Source organism: Streptacidiphilus fuscans, assembly GCF_015690355.1.
In the GTDB taxonomy this organism is placed as follows: domain Bacteria; phylum Actinomycetota; class Actinomycetes; order Streptomycetales; family Streptomycetaceae; genus Streptacidiphilus; species Streptacidiphilus fuscans.
Map to the genome: position 1 here is coordinate 155956 of NZ_JADPRT010000001.1, position 22055 is coordinate 178010.

The window sequence follows — 22055 nt, forward strand, 5'->3', positions numbered from 1 at the left end:
CCGCGACCGCTCACACCGCGACCGGCTCCGCCACGTACGGCGCCAGTACCAGCCGGATGACCTCCTCCAACCGGGCGAACGCGTCGCCCAGGGTGGAGCGGCCGGTGACCCAGTCGACGAGTTCGCTCTGCCACGCCGCGTCGATGATGTGCGGGACGACGGACCGCGCCGTCGGCGGGACTTCCGGCATCAGCGCGAGCAGCTTGGCCCGGCCCGAGTTGCCCATGGCCTCGACCACCTCGCTGGCGAACGGGTCCGTGGAGACGGCGACCGAGACCAGCAGCCGGGCCAGGTTGGGCTGTCGCTGCAGGGCCCGCATCCCGCGGTGAACGAAGCGCACCACCCGGTCTGACCCGCTGCCCCGCCCGGCCAGCGCCGCGGGCGAGCCGCGCACCTCGGTCGCCAGGTCGTCCATGAGCATCGCCCGCCAGTCGGACGCGGCGGCTGCGAGCAGGTGCTCCTTGGAGGAGAAGTAGCGGTAGGTCGTGCCGAGCGCCACCCCGGAGCGTTCGCTGACCTGCTTCATCTGCAGCCGTTCGACCCCGCCTTCCGCGACAAGCGCGAGGGCGGCGTCGATCAGGTGTTTCCGGCGTTCCAGTTGGCGGGGAGACATGGTCTCGACCGGCCTGGGGGACAGGTCTACCTTGGACACACGGCCATCCTACCGGGAACCGTGTTGCACGTGTATGACGCCTCATCAGCTGATCCGACCACCACCGACCTGCGCAGACGCGCGCAACGGTGGAACAGCGTTCTCGCCCCGACGCCGTCGGACGCCGGGCCTCAGGGCGTCCTGCCCGGCCTACGCCGCGTCCACGGGCAGCGGCAGGCGGGCGGTGACCTGGAAGCCGCCGCCGGAGTGGGGGCCTGCGGTGAGGGTGCCGCCGAGGAGGGCGGTGCGTTCGCGCATGCCGGTGATACCGAAGCCCGCGCCGACGCCGCTGCTCGGGCCGTTCGGGCTGGTGGGGCTGTGGGGGCCGTTCACGGTGCCAACGCCGGTGGGCCCGCGGCCGGAGTCGAGGATCGTCAGCGTCAGGTCCTGTGCCCCGTAGGCGATGTCGACCGTGCAGCTCGGCGTGCCCGCGTGGCGGACGACGTTGGTCACCGCCTCCTGGACGATGCGGTAGGCGGAGAGCTCGATGTCCGGCGGCAGCGGGCGTTCCTCGCCGACGCGTTGCAGCGTCACCCGGACGCCCGCCGCCGCCGTGACCTCGGCGAGCCGGTCGAGGTCGGCGAGGCAGGGTGCGGGCGCGTTGAGCTCCGGTGAGGACATGGCCGCCGGGTCGGCGTCGGAGCGGCGCAGGGCGACCAGGGTGCGGCGGAGGCCGGACAGGGTCTCGCGGCTGGTGGTCTCGATGGTGCTGAGCGCGGCCTGCGCCTCGGCGGGCTGGGTGTGCACCACGCGGCTGCCCATGCCCGCCTGGATGGCGATGATGCCGATGCTGTGCGCGACCATGTCGTGCAGCTCGCGGGCGATCCGCAGCCGCTCGGCGGTGACCGCCTCGGCGACCGCCTGCGCGCGCGTCGCCTCCGCGTGCTCGCGGCGTTCACGGGCCAGCAGGCCCATGGTGTAGGCGGTGGCGATTCCGAGGGTGACCAGAACCTCGGTGCTGATGAGGGCGTCGGGCCCCTGCGAGAAGCCCGCCACCATCAGCATCTGGGCCACCAGGCTCACGACCGCCGCCCAGACGCCCGTACTCCGGCGGCAGCGGCCCACGATGACACCGAGCAGGATGTCCGGGACCACGAACAGCAGGAACATCAGCGGCGACCGGTCCCGTCCCGGGATGGCCGCGATCATCAGGCAGACCAGGGGCAGTGTGACGCCGAGCGTCAGCACCGGGCGCCGACGGGCCGCAGGGACGAGCAGGAACATGGCCAGGAGGGCGCCGGGGAGCAGCACGCCGCCTTCCGCGTGGGCGGCGATCCCGAAGAGCAGCGTCAGCAGGGTGAGCGGGTAGGCCACCAGACCCAGCCAGGTCGACACCTGACCTCGCCGACGGCTGCGGGCGGTGCTCTCGGCTCGGGGCGGCGGGGCTGCGATGTCCATGCCGCCGAGCGTAGAGGGACTGCCCCGGCACGGCATCGACCTGCGGGCTTACGCCGACGGGCGGACCGCGGTGCGGGAGTTGCCGCTCACGGCGCGGGGTGCGGGTGCTCCCGGATCAGCGCCTCCTGGACGACGGAGGCGACCAGCTGACCGTCGCGGGTGTAGAACTCGCCCTGCGCCAGCCCGCGGCCGTCGGACGAGCTCGGGCTGCGCTGGGCGAAGAGCAGCCACTCGTCGGCGCGGAACGGGCGGTGGAACCACATCGCGTGGTCCAGCGAGGCCAGGCTGATCCGCGACGGCTCTTTGCGCTCGGCGCGCGGGAGTTGGAGGTGGAGCGCCGCGGTCGAGGCCAGCGTCAGGTCGGACAGGTAGGCCAGCGCACAGACGTGCATCAGCGGCTCGTCGGCGGGCAGCTTCTGCGCCGACTTCAGCCAGACGTACTGCTGCGGCACGCCCGGCAGCTCCGGCGGCTGTCCGGGCAGGTCCCGCGGGACGATGCGCATGTCCAGGGTGAGCCGGCCGGTCGACCCCCAGTAGTTCTCCGGACCGCCTGCCGCCCAGGCCGCGTACGGGTCCGGCAGGTTCTCCGGGCCGGGGAGGTCCGGCATGACCGCCTGCCGGTCGGGGCTCTCCTCGGGGCGCTTGAAGGACGCGGAGAGGGTGAAGACCGCCTCGCCGCGCTGGATCGCGGTGACCCGGCGGGTCGAGTACGAGCCGCCGTCGCGCAGCGAGTCGACCTCGTAGACCAGCGGGCGGCGCGGGTCGCCGGGTCGCATGAAGTAGCCGTGCAACGAGTGCACCAGGCGACCCTCGGCCACCGTCCGCCCGGCGGCGACCAGTGCCTGCGCGGCCACCTGCCCACCGAACGCGCGCAACGGCGCGCCCGCATGACACCAGCCCCGGAAGAGGCCCTTGTCGATCTCGTCGAGGCTCAGCAGGTCGACGAAGCTGGTGATGGCGGTGGGCTGGGGCGTTGCGGCGGTCACCGGTACATCGTTTCAGACGCCAACCACTGCGCGGCTGTGACATGTCTGACATTGCGTGTGGCCAGGGGCGAACTCGACTGCCTGGCCTGGGACCTGCCCCCGGGCCGCTGAGCCGCTGTGCGATCCACGTATGCTGCACGCCCGGCCAGCGGCACTCCGCCCACGGCCAGCAAGCCTCAGGCGGAACGAATGGTTGACAGCGGAGTCCTGATGACAGGTGTGACCGGGGCCGCGGCCTGGGTCGCAGCCGGCTGGCAGGCAGTACGCCAGTGGAGGGCCACCACCGGACGCCACACCACGGGGATGGTGACGCGCGTGAACCGGGGTGGTCGCGGCGGCAGTTCCAGCACCGTGCAATTCATGGACGAGTCTGGCACTCCGCACCGGTTCGAGTCGAACTTCCGCGGCACCGTCGGGCAGGAGGTCCGGGTCGGCCATCCCGTCGGCAGGCCCCAGCAGGCACGCACGATCGGCGGCCCCACCCCATGGGCGCTCCCGATCATGGCCACGCTCGTCGGTGGTGCCTTCCTCGCAGTCGCGGTGTCGCTGCTGACGGGCAGCGGCCTGCCCCGGATATAGGGCCGTGGCAGCATCGACATGTCCGGGATGGCTCCGCCGCCCGTCGCGGGCAGCGGGGCCACCGTCGTCACTGGGCGAGTTGCACCACGAACTCGATGTCCGTGTCGACCCCGGCGAGGATCTCCTCCACGTCCGCGGTTTGATCCCCGGGCACGTCGGTCCCGACAGTTGTCGTCTGTGTGCCGATGCGATGCGCCGAGCTCGGCTCCTTCCCTGTCAGGTTACGCAAGATCGCTTTTGCGTCCTCGATGCGCCCGTTGAGGACCGTGGCGCTGATGTGGGTTCGCTGACTCATCCACGCAGCGTCCCGCCGGAGCTCGCCGGTAGCCGTTGAGACACGCGGTGCCCACCCGAATGGCGGCGGGCGCCGTGTACGTGCCCCATTGCGCTTTTGACGACGCGTCGGCGTTCCGGGTGCGACCTGCGAAGATGGCGCCATGCTGCAGGTTTGCCTCAACGGTGCTCGAAGCCGTGCCGAGTGTTCCGTATTGCCGGTGACTTCCGACGAACTGGCGGTGGCGGCCCGTGAGGCTGTCGCCGCGGGCGCCGAGGACGTCCATCTGCACCCCAAGGACCGCGCCGGTCAGGACACGCTGGAAGCCACCGCCGTCGCCGCCGCTGTGAGCGCGGTGCGGGCTGCTGTTCCAGGCATCCCGGTTGGGGTCACCACCGGCGCATGGGCCACGGCAGACCCTTACCTCCGTGCCGCGCAGGTCCGGGCCTGGACCGTGCTGCCTGACCATGCCTCCGTGAACTGGCACGAGGACGGTGCCACCGACGTCGCCGCGGCCTTGCTGGACCGGGGGATCGGCATCGAAGCCGGAATCTACTCCGGCACCCCCGCGGCACAACGGTTTCTGGACTGGCCCGGATCCCGCCGAGTCCTGCGCGTCCTGGCCGAGATCACCGAGGCCGCCCCACAGGAAGCGCTCCACGCCGCAACTGGCCTGCTGGATGAACTCACATCGGTTGCCGTGCCGATTCTCCTGCACGGTGAAGACGCCACTGCGTGGCCCATCCTGCGACTTGCAGCCTCCCGCCGCCTGGATGCCCGTATCGGTTTGGAAGACGTGCTCCATCTCCCCGACGGAACCTCCGCCCCAGGCAACGCCGCCCTCATCCGCGCAGCACGCCAGATCATCCAGAACACACCGCAGGGCACGCCGTAGTGAGTCGTGGTCACAACCCCACCTCGGCCGAGGAGCACCCCGCGACACCCCGTAAGGTTTGCTCACCAGAACGGGCGAAGGTAGACAGTTTCGAGGGACGACGTGGTTCTCAGAGCGGGACGAACAACAGCCGCGACGATCGCGGCTGCGACGTGCCTCGGTCTCACCGCCTGTCATGCCTCCGGCCACACGGCGAGCGCAGCGGTCTCGCATTCGGTCGGCGCGTCAGTATCGTCCTCCGCCACGGCGAGTCCGACCACGATGGTGATCACGACACCCAGCGCATCCGCCAGCCCCACCAGGCACGCCACCCCAGCAGCACCGACGACCGTGGCGGCAAAGACGCCCACCGCCACCCCGACGGCACCACACACAGCAGCAGCCGTCGTCCCCGCCGGCTGCCAGAACCTGACCGTCCCGAACGGTGTCAAGTGGGCCGTGACGCAGACCTGGGCGAACACCAAGGGCATCGCCCACATCCAGCCCAAGCCCGGCGGCTTCTATTACGGCAGTTGCGGCACCACCCTCTACGCCGCCGTACGCTTCGAGGTAGCCCCGGGAGCGACCAGCAACGATCTGGTCCAACTCCAGGACGAAGGCACCTCCCTGCAGTTCTTCAGGTTCACGCCGGAGACAGGCTGGACGTTCGTCGGCTCCGACTCCTACCCGCCCACCACCAATTGCTCCCAGTTCGCCCCGGTCGCCCTCTCGCGGCAGTGGCACTGCTCCTGAGAACCGACAGCTCCACCCCGGTGAAGCAGACCAGGTCCACGGTGCGGGCCTCGGCGATGGTGGACGGCACGGCGAGGGCCGCCAGTGACATGAAGCCTGCGACGGACTGCCCAAAGACACGAGTTCCGGGCATGGATGGTCCTTCCATCGACGTGGACGCAGGAGCACGCATCCCTGGCGGACGGGCCTGCGATGGGGCGGGGGATTACGCAAGGCCGCGCGAGGGAGCCGGGCCGGTCCGTGATGGCGTCAGAGGATCGGCTGGTGTTGGGGAGTGAGGCATCCTTGGACGGTCGCGTTGAACGCGCGTGGCGCCGTGATGGGGAAGGTCGGAGAGAGCCCGGACCAGGCAGCTCCTCGCAGCTCAGCGCCGCGAATGTGCCCGCATTCGCAGCGAGAAAGGCATCCGATGGGGCGGCCGATGCCGCGCCTCCGCAGCCTGACGCTACTCGGAGTCACCGTCGTTCTGGACGTTGCGGCGAGCGCGAAGCATGGAGGGTGTTCCCACCGCGGCGATGAGGAGCACGATGATGCCGATTCTGGTGATCTGCGGGGTATGCACGGCAACGCCCACCGTGGAGAGCCCGACGCCCATGGCAGCGATCAGACAGCCACCCAGAACGAGAATCCATGCACGGGTTCTGCCGGCCAGGTTCTTGATCAGCGGCAGAAACAAGACGAACATCAGGAGGACTCCTCTTCGCTGTGGCGGAGTTGACTCAGGATCGGACCTGGTTCACCGGTCTGCAGCTGGGCGGCGAGCGCTTCCAAAGTCTCGATGATCGAAGCCACGGCTGCCGGATCGCTGGCGCCGACGGCCTGCGCCAGTGCCGTATCGACGGATGCGGTGCCCAAGCGCGCAACGTTTCTCGGGTGCCCGGCTGTCACGCTGGCGAGAGTGCGACGTGCGTCGTTCGGATCTGCTTTCGTTTCGACGATTCCCCTGTCGCGTAGCTTGGCGACGGACTCGGAGACGTAGCTTTGTCGTAGTCCCGTCCGCTCGGTGATGTCCCGGATGGAGCTTGCGGGATGGGCGAGCACGTCACGTAGCACGAGCCCCACCCCTGTGGGCAGCGCAGGCTGTGCTCCTCCACGCAGGACAGCCTCGCCGATCTTCGTGAGCCGGCGGCCCAGGACGATGAGTTCCAGTGCATTCACATCGGCAACGATACATCGGCACCGATGAATCGCACATCGTTGCGCACGTGCCACCCGGGTGAAGCTAAGTGGTCAGGGCACTGGAGGCCGGGAAGGGTTTCCTCTTGCGCGCCGCGCGGTGCCCGGATGTCAGCGGCGGTCCGTAGCTTCGAATCGGCGCACGTCGCCCGTCAGGCCACGCTACGGCGCGACAGGCCGGGCCGACTCCGAGGCGCACCGACTGCTTCCCTCTGGAGCGGCTGCACGCGGCCGGTTCATTGGTTCTCGCGGGTTCCCGCGCCTCGCTGGCTGGTCCAGGATCCGACCGGCCGCTGGATCGCGATCGCGGCGGCGTCGTCGCCGAGGCGGCGCCCGCAGTGCTGCAAGAGGTCGTGCTGCAGGTGTCGCAACAGGCCTTCCGGCCCTTGGCTCGTCCAGTTCTGTACGCGTTCCGCCAGCGGGTAGAACTCGCCGGCCCGGTTGCGCGCTTCGATGACGCCGTCGGTGTAGAGGAGCAGGGTGTCGCCCGCCTCGAAGGCGGCGGCGTCCTGGGTGTAGTCGGTCAGGCCCAACATGTGCATGCCGAGCGGCGGGGAGGGATTGGGGCTTGCCAGGATCTGGACGTCGCCATCGCGGATCAGCAGTGGTGGCGGGTGCCCGCAACTGGTGAACTGCACGGCGTGCCCGCGGTTGGGGATGTTGAGCAGCAGGGCGGTGATGAAGTGCTCGGCGGCATGCGCGTAGTCGTCGACGAAGTCGGCCAGGTAGCGGCTGACGCTGAGGTCCAGGGCGGCGGCGAGCTCGGGCAGGGTGGTGTGGCTGTCGGCGGCCTCGCGAAACGCCCCGATCAGCAGGGCCGACTCTCCGACGGCGGTCAGCCCCTTGCCGCGCACGTCCCCGATGATCACGCGGGTGCCGTGCCGGGTGCGGGTGGCCGTGTAGAGGTCGCCGCCGATCTCGGCCTGGTCCGCAGCGGCCAGGTAGAAGGAGGAGATGTGCAGTTCCCCCTGCCGCTGGGGCAGTGGCCTCATGAGTGCACGCTGAGCTGCCTCGGATACGGAGCGTACCTGCTCAAGCTGGTGCTCGCGCCGGTCGCGGACCCGGGTGAGAACAACGACCAGAGTGGACAGCGCCGTGGTGGCGAGGATCTGGACGGCCTCCTGGCGCTGCACCGCCAGAACATCCAGCCGTGCGGCGAGGTAGGCCTGGGCGCACACGGCCAGTAGTCCCGTCGCCGCGGTGAGCCACGCATCCCCGATCAGTGCCGCGATCAGGGGAGCCAGGACGAGCAGCACCCCGTAGTGGACATTGTCCGTGGTGAGCACGTCGAAGACCATGACCGCGGCGATGAACCCGATCGGGATCAGCGCCAACGCATGGTGTCCACGCCAGGCCGGCCACGTCAAACGGTTTCCCTTCGACGCTCCCACACATCCACCATGCGCTTCGCAACGCCCTGCTCCACACCGGAAGGAACCAGACCTCCACTGGATTCCTGAGCCCCTGGTCGAGAACGATATTGATCCGTCCGTGACCCCCCGCGCGAGCTTCTGAGTCATGTCGTCAAGAACCCTGTTCCCCCGAACACGCCACTGGCTGCCGCTAGGCGAGGTGCTCGGCCAGCCAGGACGCGATCACCGGGACGACCCCGGGAAGCTTGGATGCTGCGACGTGTCCTGTGTCGGGGACCAGCCACACGTCGGTGGCGCGACGGCCTTCGAACAGCAGGGTGTCCGACTGCGTCACATGGACGTCGTCCGCCCCGTTGATCACGAGCATCGGGCTGTTGCGGTCCTGGGCGAGCAGCTCATCCAGCGGGTAGTCGCCGAGGAGCGCCAACAGCTCCCCAGGCTGCGGCTGGTGGTCGAAGCCGAGGGCGTTGCCGAAGATGTCGGCCATGCCGAACACCAGCTTCTTGAGGTTGTCCTCGGTGAAGGAGTCTCGGATCGGTCCGCCCAGGTCGACGGCTGCGTCGACCAGTCCGGTCAGGCCGGAGTGCGCGGCGTAGTAGCCGCCCATGGAGAAGCCGAAGTGGCCGACCCGGCCGTTGCCGATGCTCCGGGCGTGCTCGACCAAGCCCTGTACGAGCTCGAAGCCGCCCACAGCTGTCATCGGAACCTGCGTTTCGCCGGTTCCGGGCAGGTCGAAGGCCATCACCTGGACGCCACCGTCCAGTGCCAACCGGACCAGCAGCGGGTGCAGGTCCATCTTCCACGAGTCGAGCCCGCCGCTGGCGATCAGTACCGGCCCTCCGGCAGGACCGAGGAGGTGCACCGTGACCGGCGTGAGTGCGCCCCGGTGCGGCAGGTTCAGCACGCGGCGGTCGAACGGCACCGGGAAGCCGGGCGCGGCCAGTTGGTACTGCTCGGTCTGCCGGGCCAGGGCCGTCAACTTGGCCGCATCGGCCAGCGACGGGAACTTGGCCCAGCCGTATGCGAGGTACGCGAGGTCGTGGCGCCTTGCCCCGGCATACGCAGCGGCGCGGGCGGACCACTCGTACACCCAGCCTCCGGGCTCGTCCGCCCACATGTGCTCGACGGCCGCCCTCACCGCGTCCACATCCCTTTGCGGGAGCCCGAGGTTGAGCATCTGCGGGTACCGTTCTGCGAACAGATCCTGTGCTGCCATGGGCCACTGGTACGACATCGTTCTCCTGTCGCGGATGTTTGGATCCTGATGCAGTCCTGGATATCAGCTGAAGCAAATGTTCCGGTGGGCTTGCTGCGATCAAGTCAGTTCGCCGGTACAGAAGTTGTCTCGTGTCGTCAGCAGCGAGGCACCTGTCGGACGAACCAGGCGGGGCACGCCGGGCGGGCTTCGGTCATGCTCCAGAGGCCAGGTGGCGCACGGGTAACTCGCTCTCGCCACAGGGCCTTTGGCGAGATATCGTCGGAGTGCCACTTCGTATCTCGGTCGGATTTGGGCGGGCATCAGGTTTGTGTGCGCCGGGATTGGGGGACCCGGCGGGTCCGAACCGTCGGACCGATCCCATCGAGAGAGGTGGCTGCTCCAGGATTACGAGCAACTGTTCCTCATCCGTCTGTCCCAGGACGGCTGCGCAAGCACGGGCCCACAGCCGATCGTCGGCTCACCGGCGGGGCGAGCCTTCGTGGAGCAGCGCCTGGCCGCGCTCGAGGAGCACACCTCGGGAGGCCTGCAGTTCGGCCGCACGCAGCTCATGGACATCGCCGCACGCGTGGGGCGCGCCGGGAACGGCCTGGCAGCTACCACGCGGGCCCTCTCCCACGCACTCAAAGCAGCGCGAGGCGGGCGGACCAGCGACGACGCAACGATCTTCCTGATCGAATGGCGTGGACCGGGCCGTTGACGGACCTCCTGCGGGTGTGGATGCGCACCCCGGCACCGGCCTCAACCGGGCAGGAGCGGAGTACGGTGAGAGTACCGAGGGTTCTTCGGACACCGGCGGCCATGCCCTGTCGTTCTCGGCGAACGCCGACACCGGGCCTGCCGCGGCGGGCTCGGGGACAGGCCCGCACCATGACCACAGTGCCGCTTCCCGGGCGTCGCCCCGCGCTGCCCGGTTCTCCGCCGTCCACGCCCCGCCCGCGTCTCGCGCTCAAGCCCGCCGGACCGCCATCCGGTCTGCTCGACGGGGCCTGGTGGCCTTACTCCGATGACCTTGCGCACGAACTTCCCCTGCTCATAGCCGAGTTGGGTGGTGGTCGGGGGCGCATCACCCGCGTGACCGTCGACCCTCGCCACTGGAGGCAGCCGCTGCCGGCCCGTCTGCCGATTGCAGGCCATGTCATCCGGATCGCCTGGTGCGCCGTCGAACAGGACCCGCACAAGCTCCTGCTCCTCTCCTTCGGCATCGAACGCTGCGACCTGCTGGTCGTCCCGCCGCAGACGGACCCGACGACAGCCGCCCGGCTGATGGCGGCGGCCACCGACCCGGCCACCCGGCAGACCGCCAGTGCCCTGCTCGCCGCTGCCGTCGCCCTGGCTGCCAACACCTGGGAGTCCGACGGCGGCGTCCTCGCCCGCGCCTCCCTGAGGCTGGGGCAAGCTCAGCCCGCTCGGCACTCGGCGGCCGACTGCACGGTCGAGCACCTCAAGGCCCGGTTCGAGCAGGAGGGGACGTTCGGCGACGCGGAGCTGTGGGCGCGCCAGCTGGCCAGGGCTGCGGAGGCCCGCGGTGGGAGCCTTGGACTCGAAGCGCTGGCCGAGGAGACCGGGCTCACGTACGAGCAGATCGGGGCGGGCACCTTGTGGCAGCTGCTGTGCTGGAAGGGGAGCAGTCCGTGGCCGCGGTAGCTGTGGCGAGGGCGCTTGACTGATGAGGCGTCAGGGTCGGATGAAAGGCCGATGGTGAGCCACCACCGACTCCCCGTACTCATGTGAACACGCGTCCGGGTCAGCGTTGCCCGTTGTCACCTTCGAGGAATTGAACGACCCAGGCATGCCCGCTGAGACTGTCGGCGTCGACCTTGCGGACATCGATGACCTGGCAGCCGTCGTGGACGTACTTCCCGGCGAATCGCTCCAGGAGCTGCGGTTTGTCAAGATCGTCCATCGACAGCGGCGCCCCTACTACCAGGTCTTCGTGGACGGTCGACCCGCTCCCGGCTGCGGGCGAGCAAGTGCGGCACTGGTGTTTCTCGGGCAAGGCCATACGGCCAGTGTGCGCCTCGGACAGGCAGTGAGCACAGACGACGGCTCCATTGCTCCACGGAGGGGCAGCCCGGCCCAGGGTGCAAGGTGCGGCACAGCAGTCCGCCGGTCGAAAGCGGACGTCTGACATCCGTCCGGATCGGCGCGGCACGGAGTAAGCTGAAAGTTACCGAGGGTATTCCGTGCACCGGCCGTATTGCCCCTGTCGTTCTCGGCGAACACCGACACCGGGCTCGCGCGCGGGCCCGGAGACAGGACGCGCACCATGCCCGTGTCGCTTCTTCGAGTGCCCATCGCAGTCCTGCCATCGCCCCGTCGGGAATCGCCCGCGTTGCGGCTCGCGCTGCGGTCGACTGACACTCCCAGCACCCTCCGGATCGGCGCCCTGGACGGCGCCTGGTGGCCGCGCTCCGACGACCTGGCTCGCGAACTCCCCTCCCTTGTCGAGATGTTGGACCGGTTGTGGGGACGGATCACGAGGGTCAATGTCAACCCGACCAACTGGCAGCCACTGCCTCACGAGGTGCCGGTCCCGGGCCACGTGGTCAAGGTCGGCTGGTTCACGACCGAGCAGGACCCGCACAAGTTGCTGCTCATGTCCTACCGGCTCGGCCGTTGGGACCTGCTTGTCATCCCGCCGCAGACCAGCCAGGCCGCGGCTGCCCGCTTGATGGCCGCCGCCACCGACCAGGACGGCGCGCCCGGCGCGAGCGAGATCATCGCAGCTGAACACGGCCGCCACGCCGACGCCGACCTCCTTGCCGCCCCGCCCAGCGACTCGGTCCCGGAATCCGTATGGGAGTCGGAAGGCGGCGCGGCTGCATCCGTTCCGGCGTCCATGCCCGTCGGTCGCATGCACGTGTCCTCGGGCGGGTGAGCACCATGGGAACGCTGTTCACGCTCCTGGCGATCGCCGCCATGATCGGCGTCAGCGTAGTGCTGATCCAACTGGCGAACGCCCGACACACCCTTCTGCCGACGGCAACCCAGCCCCACCGGTGGCACCTGCCGCGTCGGCGCCCGACCACCGAGCAGACGCATCGCCGCCCCTGACTGGACAGCCAGAGGCGGACCTCCACGAAGTGCACCTTCACGAAGCCCCGGAACGGACGGGGTCGCCACGCCGCCGACGTCGCTGACCTGGGTTCAGGGGCGTCGGGGTGTAGAAGTGAAGGCGGCCTCTTCCGCGCTGACGCTTCGACGCCCCAAGTGGAGTTACCGCATGAAAGCTCTCGTAGCCCGCGAATACACGACGCTCGACGGGGTCGTCGTCACCGACGTTCCGCAGCCCGCGGCAGGCCCCGGTGAGGTGCTGGTCAAGGTGGAGGCCGCCGCCCTCAACCCGCTGGACCTCGCGCTGATCACGGGTGCGATGAAGGGCGTCTTCCCGGTCGAGCATCCACTCGTCGTGGGGATGGACGCCTCGGGCACCGTCGCCGAAGTCGGTGAGGGGGTGACGGCCTACACACCGGGCGACCCGGTGGTCGCGTTCACCGGTCAAGCCGGGGCCGTCGCCGAGTACACCGTTGTCGCGGTGGGCCCGCACCTCGCCAAGCGGCCGGCCGGCCTGGCCGCACCTCGGGCCGCAGCCATCCCGGAGTCCGGGATGACAGCCACGTGCCTCCTCCGCGCGGTCGGCCTCGCAGCGGGGGAGAGCGTGCTGGTGGTCGGCGCTACGGGAGGCATCGGCCTGTACGCCGTTCAGCTTGCCGCCTCGCTCGGCGCCAAGGTGATCGCTACCGCGACCCCCGACGACGCCGACTACGTCCGCGGGCTCGGCGCGCAGGGCACCGTCGACTACAAGGCGGGCGACGTCGCGGAGCAGACGTTGCGCCAGGTCCCGGACGGGGTGGACGTGGTGGTCGATCTGATCAATCGCGGTGACGCGCTCTCCACCACGGCCCGCGCGCTCCGTGATGGCGGCCGGCTGGTCTCCCCCCTGTTCGGTCCGCAGGACTTCGGCCGGGGCGTCACGGGCGTCTACATCGGCAGCTTCACCGCCGAGCCCGGCGACCTGGAGGATCTGGCCGCCCGCGCGGCTGACGGGCGGCTGCGGGTGGAGATGGGCGCCACCTACCCGTTTGCCGACGCCAGACAGGCAGTGTCCGACTTCGCCGGCAAGCACATCCGGGGCAAGGTCGTCATCACCGTCCCGTAGCGAACACCTCGCGGGCTCGCGTGGGAGCGACGGCGTGCCGGACTCGAACCGGCTGCTGTTCAGGGCCGTGACCTGGGCCAAACGCCCAGGTCACGGAACCCCACCTCGAAGACCACACAGATCTACGACGGCTCGAACCAGGTCCAGCGCATCGTCATGGCGCGCAACCTGCCGTAACGGCACGTCAGTAGCTATGCGTAGGAGGGCTTGGCCGATCTCTCGGCCGGGCCCTCCTACGCATCAAAGTGCAGCGCTGGTAGAAATTTGGTAGATCAACTCTGTATCGCCCAGGGTGCCCAGACGATCTTGTCGATCGTTTGGGTGGGCAGAGTCCCGTGGTTCCGAAGGTGATCTACCACTCCGCTACCACTCGCGCGCCTTGCTGACCGGCGCAGAACCAGGGATAGCCACCGCGCCGACAGCGACCGCGGCCCTGGTGTCCCGCACAGCGCGCCAGGCCCAGCCCACGAGCCCGCCGGGTTTGGCCGGAATCCTCCTCGCCCACCGGTGGCATCGAGAGAGAAACTTCGAGAAATCCCTCACTCGCGGAGGCTGATATGCGGCTAAGGTTCGTCGGCAGCGACAGCAAGGACGGCAACTGCCCGAGCGTCTACGAGACGGACCGGGACACCGTCGTGGTCCAGGGCTGGAAGGTCGCCGACGGCGACGCGGCCTGGGGCGACGTCCGGTTCCTGGACCCCAACGAGACTCTCGTCGAGATCCCCCGCGCGTTGTTGAAGCACTTCCCGAAGGAGTAGCCGCCGGTGCTCATCACGGACGCCTCTTGGCTCGACCTGTTCGACACGTTCGAACGTGCTGCGCTGCGGCTGGAGACCCAACCCTCCTACCTCGTCGACGCGGAGCAGGAGGAGTACGCCCAGTTCCTCGCAACCGGTGCCGTCGAGGACGAGGAGCCGGACCGCCGCTGGCGCAGGCAGATGCGCGCCGCCCGCGATACCGGCCGCCAGGTTGCCCGGGTACGCCTCATCGATGAGCCTCCAGCCGACTACCAGCGCTTCCTCATCGCCTGCAACCGCTTCAACGACGAAGACGGCGAGGACATCCGGTACCTCAACTACCGGCGCGCGGACGAACTGGACCTGCCGCGCGAGGACTTCTGGCTCTTCGACGACGCCACCCTGCTCCGGATGCGGTTCGACGAGCTTGGCCGCCCGCTCGACAAGGAGCTCGTCGACAACGACCCAGCGGCGGCGAAGCAGGCGCGCGACTGGCTGGCACTGGCCATGAAGCACGCCACGCCCTACCGCGACCTGGCTAAGGAGCTCTTCGCCCGTTGAACGCACCTCGGGCCGTCCACGAGGCCCGCGAGGAGCTCGGCCGCAGACTACGTGAGCTCCGAACGGGTGCTGGCCTGACCGGCAAGAGCCTGGCATCCGCGCTGGGCTGGCCCCACAGCAAGATCAGCAAACTGGAGCTCGGCCAGCAGGCCGCCACCCGCGGGGACGTCCTCAGGTGGTGCGCGGCGTGCTCGCGCGAGGACGCAGCAGACGGCTTGCTCGTCCTTCTGCGCGAGATGGACTCGCGCTACAGCGAGTGGCGCCGCCAACTCGGCCGCGGCGTCCACCTGCGCCAGCGCCCACTGATCGACCTCGACCACGACACCCGGGTGTGGCGAATCCTGGAGACCTGCGTGGTCCCGGGTCTCCTCCAGACCCCGGATTACGCCGCAGCGACCTTCCGTGAGGCCGTGCTGCTGCGCGGGATCCCCGACACAGCGGACACTGCGGTCGCGCTGCGGATGCAGCGTCAGCAGGTCCTCTACGAGCCCGGCAAGAGGTTCCACTTCCTGCTGTGGGAGCCGGTGCTGCACACCGGCGCGGCCACGGCCAGCGTGATGGTCGACCAGTTGCAGCGCCTGATCAACCTGCTGCACCTGCCTTCGGCGCGGATCGGCATCATCCCGCAGAACACGCGGCTGCCGATCACGCCGTCGCACGGGTTCTGGCTGCGCGACGACCAACTCGTGCTCATCGAGACGTTCGACGCAGAGCTGCGCTTGGCGCTGCCCGACGAGGTCGCCCTCTACCGCAGGGTCTTCGACCTGTTGGCCCCAGCGGCGCGGTATGACGACGGTGCGCGCCGGCTGCTGGAGAAGGGCATCAATGCCTGGCAGACCGAGCACTGAGAAATCCCGAGAAATCTCTTAGGACATCAGGGCAGCTCGGGAGCACGCTGTTTGGCGTCGGCAGTCGCCAAATCAGAGCGAGGACCCCTCCGATGAGTCATGCCTCCACGCTGCCCCGTATCGGTTCGCCCGGCCCTCTGCCGCGCCCGTACCTCACGCCTCCCTGCAAGGTCGGCGCTGACCGCTGGCCGGATCTTCACCGGCAGTGCCGCGCGCCGGGCTACCAGCACTCGTTGCTTGGCTGGGTGCCGGTCGCGTGCGCCTGCTCCTGTCACGCCGAGACGGACGGGGGTGAGAAGTCGTGAGCGGCTCCATCGAGTTCGATCCCTACTGGGACGTCTACCGGATCCGTACGGAGGCGGGCGTGCTGCTCGGCTCGGAGTACGGCGGCAACCCGTGCGCGTTCGAGGACCGCGGCCAGGCGCTCCAGACGGTGCAGAGCCGCGCCCAGTTGGCGGAGCTGTGCAGGCTTGCCCGTCGTCGGCGTCAGGTGGCAGCGAGATGAGCGCGCCCGGGGAACCGTACCCGGAGACGAAAGTCCCCTTCGTCTGGCCCGTGTTGGGCGTCAGGACGTGGACGCCGCCCGATCAGTCGTTCTTCGGCACGTGCAACGCGACCGGGACCGCTGACGACCACGTGTGCACGGTGGGAGTCCAGAAGGTCAACGGCCACGTGTACGGCTGCGACTGCCTGTGTCACGCCGAGCGCCGCGCCCGGCTCGCGAACCCGAAGGGGTAGGTCTCCGCCCGCGTCCCGTGGAAGGGGCGACGGGCGGTGCGGTGCCTGTCTGTGGGACGGGCCTCCCGCAGCACGGCACAGGAAAGCCCCCGACGCCAGGACGCAGCGTCGGGGGCCTCCTCACGAGTGGGTGGCAGCCCAGTGTCTAACGCCCAAGAAGGGCGATCCACGGCCCCCCGGAATCCTGATCGAATCCCGCAGAGCAGCTAATGAGGAGTGTGAGGCTCCAGCAGACCGGCGGGATGCCGGCAACGGGGTACACCACCATGCCGACCCCTCCGCCCGGCCCGTCGTAGTCCGCGCCGGCACCGGTGTCGGGGATCCGGACGTACTCAGTGTGGTTTGGTCGTAGGGTCAGCGGCCAGTCGGCGCCGTCGCTCGCACTCAGCGTCAGCGGCGGGATGTCGTAGGTGAGGATTCTTAGGGTTACCCTGCTGGGGGGAACCGAGATGGGTACCTCGGCGCCGAGTCCGGTCGCGCCCGTGCTGCTGGTTCCGGAGCCGACTGTGTTGCCGTGGCCAGCGTTGAAGATGTCTCCGAGCGCGGTCTGGTGGACGTTGTAGACGGAGACGGGGGCGCTGCCGTTGCCCCAGTCGGCTGCGGTGGCGGTTGCGGGCAAGCTGACGAGAGCGGTGGCGGCGAGTACTGCCGCGGTGTTCCTGAGTGCGCGGATCACGGTCAGTCCCTTCGGGTTCCCGGGGTGCTGGGCGACCGTACGCGCCGCCCCCGTGGTGCTGGCGGACCGTCACTCTCCGCGCTGGTGTCGCTGCGCCGAACGCCACGATGCCCCCGTCGCCACGGCGTTGGGGCTTTCGCTCGTCCGGGTGGGCGCGGATGCGTGAACCGCGAGGTGGTCACACGCTGGACCTATGACCGATTGGGACGGTGACGAACGGCGCCCCGCACGTGTGGTCGTCCACCACGTCGTGAACCCCGAGGGCGGCATCCCTTTCCGCCGGGTCACCATCATGGGCCAGGAAGCGGGGAAGGCCTACGGGACGGCCGATGTCGTCGCGTTCATTCGCCGCGCCGGGTTGGACGACGTGGACGTCGATGACCCCGGGCTGATCGACTGGGAGGGCGGCGGACCCGCAGTGTGGGAGTAGCCCGGAGCCAGGCGAAGGGACGGCCCCACAGGACGGGGGGACCGGTAGGGCCGTCAGCGGTGATCTTCGCGGAGCAGGCAGCCCTGGTCAAGGCTTACATCCGGAGCCGACGGTTGACGCTCATGGGCCCCGCCAGTCGCAGTCGGCAGGGCCACGGGAGAACGGTTGCGCCGCTGCCGCGGTGGACCAGCTTCAGTCGAAGTCCTCCTTGCGGTCATACCGCCACTTCCAGCGGCGGAAACCCGTGATCATCGCGGCCATGACCAAGCCCGACGCAGGTGGGCCATAGACCGGCTCGGGTGTGTGCTGGTCGATGTCGAGGAAGACCATCCCGCTGGTGATGACAACCCAGCCGATCAGCAATTCCTGCCACCAGGGCCGGTTGCGCATCCACGCGTTCATAGCGGTCATCATGCACTGGGCTGGTTGGGGAGTCTGACGGTGGTGGCGGCGGAATGGGGGACGATCTGAAGAGGGGCGGCCCCAGCATCGCGGCCGGCGGTGGTGGTAGCGGTGGTTCCAGCGCTGGCCTTGACGGAAGTATCGCCCGGACTAGAGACCCGGAAGGGTTTCCTCTTGCTCGCCGCGCGGTGGCTCGGGTAGGCGCAAGTCGGTGCAGCGCACGATCCGGGCGGCGTTGGGCTGGACATCGTCGAGACCAGGGAGCTGCTCGGTCATGCCGTCAGAGTAGCGCTCGAAGTGATCGACACGCGGTCGTTCGTGGGCGGTCGTAGCGTGACTCTGCGGCCACCGTTGCTGCGGCCGCACCGATCCCGTCTGCCAAGGAGGAACCTTGCCGACCATCGCTATCCACCACAGCGTCGACGACACCAAGCACTGGCTCGCCTCGTCGAAGCGCGAAGAATTCTTCGGCCCGCTCGGAGTAACGAACATCCGGACGTTCACCAACCCGGAAAAGCCGGGCCAGGTCGCGCTGACGATGGATGTACCGAATCTCGACGCTCTCTTGGCCGCAATGCAGGGACCGGAGGCAGCGGCCGCGATGAAGGCCGATGGTGTGCATCCCGACTCGATCGTGATGTACGTCGAAGCCCAGCGGTAATCAACGGCCGTCTGACACAGGCGGTTTATAGCGTGGGGAGAGGTGACGAAGACGGACCCATCGGAGATCAGCGGCTGAACCAGCGAGCAGCGGGACAGGCCGGGCCGGCTCCTACAGGCGGGAGCGGTCCGGCCTTGGGGTGATCAGGTGGCAAGACCGGCCGCGGACCCGGTGGCGAGGTCGGGGCCCCAGCGTCCGATGGAGCGAGCGAGGTCGAGGGGGCCCGGCTTGGCGTCGGAGTCGGCGTCGGGCCAGTCTTCACGGGGGACGCGCCACATCAGCTCGAACTCGTTGCCGTCGGGGTCCTTGGCGTAGAAGGACTGCGAGACCAGGTGATCGGTCGAGCCGACCAGGGCTCCGCGCTCGGCGAGCTTGCGGCCTATGGCGGCCAGCTCACCGAGAGTGCCGACCTCCCACGCCAGGTGGTAGAGGCCGACGCGGCCCTGCTCGGGGCCGGGGGCGTCGGGACCCAGGGCGAAGAGGCCGAGGTCGTGGTCGTTGAGGCTGTCGGGCGCACTGAGGAAGGCGGCCCGGCCGGGGATCAGATGGTCGACGTGGAAGCCGAAGACATCGGTGTAGAACGCGACCGAGCGGTCGACGTCGCGGATCCAGAGCACGGCGTGGTTGAGGCGGCGGACTGACATGCGGAAAGGATACGCCAGGACGTTCGAATTCAAACTACAGGTGGTGGGCTGGGGCATCTCGGCCGGGCTGTCCGTCACCGCCCACAGGGGCTGGCGAGAAGCCCCCACCCTCTACGCGGGGGAGGAGTCACCGGATTCACGGCAGGGGGACCTCGGCCCAGATCACCTTGCCGTCGGCGGTGTATCGGGTGCCCCAGCGCTCGGAGAGCTGGGCGACCAGGAAGAGTCCCCGGCCGCCCTCGTCACTGGTGGCCGCGTACCGCAGGTGCGGGGAGGTGCTGCTGCCGTCGGAGACTTCACAGATCAGGGCTCGGTCACGCAGCAGGCGAACCCGGATCGGCTCGGTCGCGTAGCGGATCGCGTTCGTGGCAAGCTCGCTGATGATCAGTTCGGTGGCGAAGGCCAGCTCGTCCAGTTCCCAGGCGGCCAGCTGCCCGGTCACGTCCGCCCTGAGCCGGGCGACGGCCGCCGGGTCGGCCGGGACGTCCCAGGTCGCGACCTGGTCGGCCGGTAGTGCCCGGGTCCGGGCGACCAGCAGGGCGACGTCATCCGTGGGACGGCTGGGGAGCAGCGTGTCGAGCACCGCCTGGCAGGTCTCCTCCGGCGTCCGGTGCGGCTGGGACAGCGCGGCGCGCAGCAGGTCGAGGCCGATGTCGATGTCCCGTGCCCGGTCCTCGACCAGGCCGTCGGTGTAGAGCACCAGTTGGCTGCCCTCGGGCAGCTCCGTCTCGACCGTCTCGAAGGGCGCGCCGATAAGGCCGAGCGGCGGCCCGGCGGGCAGGTCGGGGAACTCGACCGACCCGTCGGGGTGCACCAGCGCGGGCGGCAGGTGCCCGGCCCGGGCCATGCTGCAGCGCAGCGAGACGGGGTCGTAGATCGCGTACAGACACGTCGCTCCGGTGATGGACGTCCCGCCCTCGGTGGCCGCGCGGTCCTGGTCGATCTGGTTGACCAGGACGTCGAGATGGCCGAGCAGCTCGTCCGGCGGCAGGTCCAGGGTGGAGAAGTTGTGCACGGCCGTGCGCAGGCGGCCCATGGTGGCTGCGGCGTGCAGGCCGTGGCCGACCACGTCGCCGACGACCAGCGCGATCCGGGCGCCGGGCAGCGGGATGACGTCGAACCAGTCGCCACCGACACCGGCCTGGGCGGGCAGATAGCGGTAGGCCACGTCCAGGGCGCTCTGCTCGGGCAGGCCTCCGGGGAGCAGGCTCTGTTGGAGGGTGACCGCCATCTGGTGCTCGCGAGTGAAGCGGCGGGCGTTGTCGATGCTCACGGCGGTGCGGGCACCGAGCTCCTCGGCGACCGACAGGTCCTCGGCGTCGAAGGGCTCGGGTTTCTCCGATCGGTAGAAGTGGGCCACGCCGAGCAACAGGCCGCGAGCCAGCAGCGGGACGGTGACCAAGGAGTGGACGCCCTGCTCCACGATCAGCTCGGCCCGCTCCGGGTCGGTCAGCCGCCAGTTGGACGCGGGGTCGGACAGATCGGGCTCGAGAACGGAGTGCCCGTCGAGGGCATGGGCATGCGGTGTTCCGGACGGCAACGGGATGGACGTCCCCACGGGGAAGAACGGAGGGTCCGGCCGGACGCCGTGGAGCGCGGCGCGGCGCAGGGCCGTCGCCCGGCCGGGGGTGGGTTCGTCCCCGCGGAGCAGCGGCTCCGCCAGGTCGACGGTCACGAAGTCGGCGAATCTCGGGACGGCCGCCTCGGCCAGTTCCTCTGCGGTGCGGATCACGTCCAGCGTGGTGCCGATAGCGGCGCTGGCCTCGTAGAGCAGCCTGAGGCGCTTGCGGGCCTCGTCGGCCTTGCCGGACAGGGCTCGCAGCTCGGTGGAGTCGCGCAGCGTGGCGACGACGCCGGACGGGCCGCCGCCGGGGTCGGTGGTTCGAACGTTGACCACAAGCAGCCGTTCGCCGGCGCTGACCACCTCGTCGGTGGCGGCGTGTCCGGAGTCCAGCAGCTCGGTCAGGCGGTGGTCCAGGCCCATATCGGTGACGAGCCGACCTTCGTACTCGCCGAGGGGCAGGTCGAGCAGTCGGCAGGCCTCGTCGTTGGCGAGCAGCATGCGGTGGTCGTCACCGACGATGAGCACGCCCTCGCGCACCGCGTGCAGTACCGCGTCGTGGTGCTCGTACATTCGGGTCATCTCGGCCGGGCCGAGGCCGTGGGTCTGGCGTCTCAGCCGCCGAACGACCAGCCAGGTCCCGCCTGTGGCGAGCCCCAGAGCGAGGGCGCCCGCCGCGAGGACGACCGGCAGGCGGTGCTGGGCAGTGCTGCTGATCTTCTTGAGTGTGATGCCCGCGGAGACCGCGCCGATCACCCGGTGGTGGCTGTCGAAGACCGGGACGATCGCCTGCACGAGTGGGCCGATGGTGCCGTGGATGGTCTCGGTGACCGTCTGCCCGGCGAGTGCGGGGCCGATGTCGCCGACGAACTTCTTGCCGATCCGGTTGGGGATGGGGTGGGTGTAGCGGATCCCGTGGTCGTCGGTGACCACGACGAAGTCCACGCCGGTGGCCAGGCGGGTGGCCTCGGCGCGCGGCTGGAGCAGCGCGGTCGGGTGGGCCGACTCCATCGCGGCGACGGTTCCGGGTGCGTTGGCGAATGTCTGGGCCACCGCAAGTGACCGGTTCCTGGCCTCCACCGTGGTGTCGTGCTGGGCTTGGACGAAGACCTCGATGCCCGCAGCCAGCACAAGCACAAGGATGATCACGACCTGGAGGACGAAAACCTGTCCGGCGACGCTGCGCATGCCGAGAATCGCCCGGCGGCGACGCTCAGGTGGAAGCTGCCAGTCCGGGCGCCGATCACTTTGCTGATCCCGCTCCGGGCGCGGGCCTCCCCAGTCCCCACTGGCGGAACCGGGGCCCGTGGGGGCCCGGGAACGGCCCCAGAACCGGGCCATACGCCTATGAAAC

General features: G+C 69.5%; 30 protein-coding genes and 1 pseudogene. 16 read left to right on the forward strand and 15 right to left on the reverse strand.

Going from position 1 to position 22055, the window contains the following annotated elements:
* Positions 1–10 precede the first annotated feature (10 nt).
* The 3 genes from I2501_RS00690 to I2501_RS00700 all read right to left on the reverse strand — a co-directional run bounded on the left by I2501_RS00690 (position 11) and on the right by I2501_RS00700 (position 3036).
* Positions 11–652, reverse strand: coding sequence for a TetR/AcrR family transcriptional regulator (locus tag I2501_RS00690; protein ID WP_196191751.1), 642 nt, complete (start codon positions 650–652; stop codon positions 11–13).
* Between the two features lie 150 nt (positions 653–802).
* Positions 803–2050: a sensor histidine kinase gene (locus tag I2501_RS00695; RefSeq protein ID WP_236045713.1), complete on the reverse strand. Its 1248-nt coding sequence runs from the start codon at positions 2048–2050 to the stop codon at positions 803–805.
* 86 nt (positions 2051–2136) lie between these two features.
* Entirely contained in the window at positions 2137–3036 is a 900-nt protein-coding gene (locus tag I2501_RS00700) for an acyl-CoA thioesterase (protein ID WP_196191752.1), read from the reverse strand.
* A gap of 360 nt (positions 3037–3396) precedes the next feature.
* On the opposite strand from I2501_RS00700, the gene I2501_RS41035 reads away from it, so the two are divergent.
* Complete coding sequence (locus I2501_RS41035; protein WP_196191753.1) at positions 3397–3615, forward strand: hypothetical protein; 219 nt, start codon at positions 3397–3399, stop codon at positions 3613–3615.
* Between the two features lie 67 nt (positions 3616–3682).
* Here the strand turns inward: I2501_RS41035 and I2501_RS00710 are convergent, their stop codons facing one another.
* Entirely contained in the window at positions 3683–3910 is a 228-nt protein-coding gene (locus I2501_RS00710) for a hypothetical protein (protein ID WP_196191754.1), read from the reverse strand.
* Between the two features lie 142 nt (positions 3911–4052).
* Here I2501_RS00710 and I2501_RS00715 point away from each other — a divergent pair, with 142 nt between their 5' ends.
* Complete coding sequence (locus I2501_RS00715) at positions 4053–4784, forward strand: 3-keto-5-aminohexanoate cleavage protein (protein ID WP_196191755.1); 732 nt, start codon at positions 4053–4055, stop codon at positions 4782–4784.
* Between the two features lie 173 nt (positions 4785–4957).
* On the opposite strand, the gene I2501_RS00720 is transcribed toward I2501_RS00715, so the two are convergent.
* Entirely contained in the window at positions 4958–5140 is a 183-nt protein-coding gene (locus tag I2501_RS00720) for a hypothetical protein (RefSeq protein ID WP_196191756.1), read from the reverse strand.
* Positions 5141–5222: 82 nt separating this feature from the next.
* Here I2501_RS00720 and I2501_RS00725 point away from each other — a divergent pair, with 82 nt between their 5' ends.
* Both I2501_RS00725 and I2501_RS38900 read left to right on the forward strand, forming a co-directional pair.
* Positions 5223–5516, forward strand: coding sequence for a hypothetical protein (locus I2501_RS00725; protein WP_196191757.1), 294 nt, complete (start codon positions 5223–5225; stop codon positions 5514–5516).
* A 347-nt stretch (positions 5517–5863) separates the two neighbouring features.
* A pseudogene (locus I2501_RS38900) lies at positions 5864–5959 on the forward strand (integrase); the annotation flags it as partial.
* A 2-nt stretch (positions 5960–5961) separates the two neighbouring features.
* Here I2501_RS38900 and I2501_RS00730 read toward each other — a convergent pair.
* The 4 genes from I2501_RS00730 to I2501_RS00745 all read right to left on the reverse strand — a co-directional run bounded on the left by I2501_RS00730 (position 5962) and on the right by I2501_RS00745 (position 9281).
* Complete coding sequence (locus tag I2501_RS00730; protein WP_196191758.1) at positions 5962–6201, reverse strand: hypothetical protein; 240 nt, start codon at positions 6199–6201, stop codon at positions 5962–5964.
* Positions 6201–6674 (reverse strand): MarR family winged helix-turn-helix transcriptional regulator, encoded by a 474-nt coding sequence (locus I2501_RS00735; RefSeq protein WP_196191759.1) that lies wholly within the window; start codon positions 6672–6674, stop codon positions 6201–6203. Before I2501_RS00735 ends, I2501_RS00730 begins: the two co-directional genes overlap by 1 nt.
* Before the next feature lie 254 nt (positions 6675–6928).
* Positions 6929–8026 (reverse strand): PP2C family protein-serine/threonine phosphatase, encoded by a 1098-nt coding sequence (locus I2501_RS00740; protein ID WP_236045714.1) that lies wholly within the window; start codon positions 8024–8026, stop codon positions 6929–6931.
* A 229-nt stretch (positions 8027–8255) separates the two neighbouring features.
* Positions 8256–9281, reverse strand: a complete 1026-nt coding sequence (locus tag I2501_RS00745) for an alpha/beta hydrolase family protein (RefSeq protein ID WP_236045715.1) — start codon at positions 9279–9281, stop codon at positions 8256–8258.
* A gap of 481 nt (positions 9282–9762) precedes the next feature.
* Between I2501_RS00745 and I2501_RS00750 the strand changes: the two genes are divergently transcribed.
* Both I2501_RS00750 and I2501_RS00755 read left to right on the forward strand, forming a co-directional pair.
* Entirely contained in the window at positions 9763–9981 is a 219-nt protein-coding gene (locus I2501_RS00750; protein ID WP_196191761.1) for a hypothetical protein, read from the forward strand.
* A 170-nt stretch (positions 9982–10151) separates the two neighbouring features.
* Complete coding sequence (locus tag I2501_RS00755) at positions 10152–10928, forward strand: DUF5994 family protein (protein WP_236045716.1); 777 nt, start codon at positions 10152–10154, stop codon at positions 10926–10928.
* 100 nt (positions 10929–11028) lie between these two features.
* Here the strand turns inward: I2501_RS00755 and I2501_RS00760 are convergent, their stop codons facing one another.
* The gene (locus I2501_RS00760; protein WP_196191763.1) at positions 11029–11286 is read right to left on the reverse strand and encodes a hypothetical protein; all 258 of its coding nucleotides are present in this window, start codon (positions 11284–11286) and stop codon (positions 11029–11031) included.
* Positions 11287–11571: 285 nt separating this feature from the next.
* On the opposite strand from I2501_RS00760, the gene I2501_RS00765 reads away from it, so the two are divergent.
* The 8 genes from I2501_RS00765 to I2501_RS00800 all read left to right on the forward strand — a co-directional run bounded on the left by I2501_RS00765 (position 11572) and on the right by I2501_RS00800 (position 16327).
* Positions 11572–12162: a DUF5994 family protein gene (locus tag I2501_RS00765; protein WP_328806139.1), complete on the forward strand. Its 591-nt coding sequence runs from the start codon at positions 11572–11574 to the stop codon at positions 12160–12162.
* The gene (locus tag I2501_RS00770) at positions 12159–12338 is read left to right on the forward strand and encodes a hypothetical protein (protein WP_196191765.1); all 180 of its coding nucleotides are present in this window, start codon (positions 12159–12161) and stop codon (positions 12336–12338) included. Before I2501_RS00765 ends, I2501_RS00770 begins: the two co-directional genes overlap by 4 nt.
* 169 nt (positions 12339–12507) lie before the next feature.
* Complete coding sequence (locus I2501_RS00775; protein ID WP_196191766.1) at positions 12508–13443, forward strand: NADP-dependent oxidoreductase; 936 nt, start codon at positions 12508–12510, stop codon at positions 13441–13443.
* A gap of 557 nt (positions 13444–14000) precedes the next feature.
* Positions 14001–14201, forward strand: a complete 201-nt coding sequence (locus I2501_RS00780; RefSeq protein WP_196191767.1) for a hypothetical protein — start codon at positions 14001–14003, stop codon at positions 14199–14201.
* Positions 14202–14207: 6 nt separating this feature from the next.
* The gene (locus tag I2501_RS00785) at positions 14208–14741 is read left to right on the forward strand and encodes a DUF6879 family protein (protein WP_196191768.1); all 534 of its coding nucleotides are present in this window, start codon (positions 14208–14210) and stop codon (positions 14739–14741) included.
* Entirely contained in the window at positions 14738–15589 is an 852-nt protein-coding gene (locus I2501_RS00790) for a helix-turn-helix domain-containing protein (RefSeq protein WP_196191769.1), read from the forward strand. Before I2501_RS00785 ends, I2501_RS00790 begins: the two co-directional genes overlap by 4 nt.
* Before the next feature lie 301 nt (positions 15590–15890).
* A complete protein-coding gene (locus tag I2501_RS00795; RefSeq protein WP_196191770.1) occupies positions 15891–16094 on the forward strand; it encodes a hypothetical protein in 204 nt (67 codons plus the stop codon).
* Positions 16091–16327: a hypothetical protein gene (locus I2501_RS00800; RefSeq protein WP_196191771.1), complete on the forward strand. Its 237-nt coding sequence runs from the start codon at positions 16091–16093 to the stop codon at positions 16325–16327. Before I2501_RS00795 ends, I2501_RS00800 begins: the two co-directional genes overlap by 4 nt.
* 145 nt (positions 16328–16472) lie before the next feature.
* Here the strand turns inward: I2501_RS00800 and I2501_RS00805 are convergent, their stop codons facing one another.
* Positions 16473–17003, reverse strand: a complete 531-nt coding sequence (locus I2501_RS00805) for a hypothetical protein (protein ID WP_196191772.1) — start codon at positions 17001–17003, stop codon at positions 16473–16475.
* A gap of 193 nt (positions 17004–17196) precedes the next feature.
* Between I2501_RS00805 and I2501_RS00810 the strand changes: the two genes are divergently transcribed.
* Entirely contained in the window at positions 17197–17433 is a 237-nt protein-coding gene (locus I2501_RS00810) for a hypothetical protein (RefSeq protein ID WP_196191773.1), read from the forward strand.
* A gap of 192 nt (positions 17434–17625) precedes the next feature.
* Here the strand turns inward: I2501_RS00810 and I2501_RS00815 are convergent, their stop codons facing one another.
* Positions 17626–17835: a hypothetical protein gene (locus I2501_RS00815; protein WP_196191774.1), complete on the reverse strand. Its 210-nt coding sequence runs from the start codon at positions 17833–17835 to the stop codon at positions 17626–17628.
* A 150-nt stretch (positions 17836–17985) separates the two neighbouring features.
* Entirely contained in the window at positions 17986–18111 is a 126-nt protein-coding gene (locus I2501_RS40085; protein ID WP_268926836.1) for a hypothetical protein, read from the reverse strand.
* A 115-nt stretch (positions 18112–18226) separates the two neighbouring features.
* Between I2501_RS40085 and I2501_RS00820 the strand changes: the two genes are divergently transcribed.
* Positions 18227–18496 carry a hypothetical protein gene (locus tag I2501_RS00820; RefSeq protein WP_196191775.1) on the forward strand — a complete coding sequence of 90 codons (270 nt, stop codon included), beginning with the start codon at positions 18227–18229 and terminating at the stop codon, positions 18494–18496.
* Between the two features lie 143 nt (positions 18497–18639).
* Here I2501_RS00820 and I2501_RS00825 read toward each other — a convergent pair whose 3' ends face one another.
* Complete coding sequence (locus I2501_RS00825; RefSeq protein ID WP_196191776.1) at positions 18640–19140, reverse strand: VOC family protein; 501 nt, start codon at positions 19138–19140, stop codon at positions 18640–18642.
* A 136-nt stretch (positions 19141–19276) separates the two neighbouring features.
* Entirely contained in the window at positions 19277–22042 is a 2766-nt protein-coding gene (locus tag I2501_RS00830; protein ID WP_196191777.1) for a SpoIIE family protein phosphatase, read from the reverse strand.
* Positions 22043–22055: the final 13 nt, after the last annotated feature.

Excerpts from the sequence above, each read along its gene's own strand:
- I2501_RS00695 (WP_236045713.1), bottom strand. The coding sequence starts at position 2,050 with ATGGACATCGCAGCCCCGCCGCCCCGAGCCGAGAGCACCGCCCGCAGC.
- I2501_RS41035 (WP_196191753.1), top strand. The coding sequence starts at position 3,397 with ATGGACGAGTCTGGCACTCCGCACCGGTTCGAGTCGAACTTCCGCGGC.
- I2501_RS00710 (WP_196191754.1), bottom strand. The coding sequence starts at position 3,910 with ATGAGTCAGCGAACCCACATCAGCGCCACGGTCCTCAACGGGCGCATC.
- I2501_RS00715 (WP_196191755.1), top strand. The coding sequence starts at position 4,053 with ATGCTGCAGGTTTGCCTCAACGGTGCTCGAAGCCGTGCCGAGTGTTCC.
- I2501_RS00730 (WP_196191758.1), bottom strand. The coding sequence starts at position 6,201 with ATGTTCGTCTTGTTTCTGCCGCTGATCAAGAACCTGGCCGGCAGAACC.
- I2501_RS00745 (WP_236045715.1), bottom strand. The coding sequence starts at position 9,281 with ATGGCAGCACAGGATCTGTTCGCAGAACGGTACCCGCAGATGCTCAAC.
- I2501_RS00755 (WP_236045716.1), top strand. The coding sequence starts at position 10,152 with ATGACCACAGTGCCGCTTCCCGGGCGTCGCCCCGCGCTGCCCGGTTCT.
- I2501_RS00760 (WP_196191763.1), bottom strand. The coding sequence starts at position 11,286 with ATGGCCTTGCCCGAGAAACACCAGTGCCGCACTTGCTCGCCCGCAGCC.
- I2501_RS00775 (WP_196191766.1), top strand. The coding sequence starts at position 12,508 with ATGAAAGCTCTCGTAGCCCGCGAATACACGACGCTCGACGGGGTCGTC.
- I2501_RS00780 (WP_196191767.1), top strand. The coding sequence starts at position 14,001 with ATGCGGCTAAGGTTCGTCGGCAGCGACAGCAAGGACGGCAACTGCCCG.
- I2501_RS00800 (WP_196191771.1), top strand. The coding sequence starts at position 16,091 with ATGAGCGCGCCCGGGGAACCGTACCCGGAGACGAAAGTCCCCTTCGTC.
- I2501_RS00810 (WP_196191773.1), top strand. The coding sequence starts at position 17,197 with ATGACCGATTGGGACGGTGACGAACGGCGCCCCGCACGTGTGGTCGTC.
- I2501_RS00815 (WP_196191774.1), bottom strand. The coding sequence starts at position 17,835 with ATGAACGCGTGGATGCGCAACCGGCCCTGGTGGCAGGAATTGCTGATC.
- I2501_RS40085 (WP_268926836.1), bottom strand. The coding sequence starts at position 18,111 with ATGACCGAGCAGCTCCCTGGTCTCGACGATGTCCAGCCCAACGCCGCC.
- I2501_RS00825 (WP_196191776.1), bottom strand. The coding sequence starts at position 19,140 with ATGTCAGTCCGCCGCCTCAACCACGCCGTGCTCTGGATCCGCGACGTC.
- I2501_RS00830 (WP_196191777.1), bottom strand. The coding sequence starts at position 22,042 with ATGGCCCGGTTCTGGGGCCGTTCCCGGGCCCCCACGGGCCCCGGTTCC.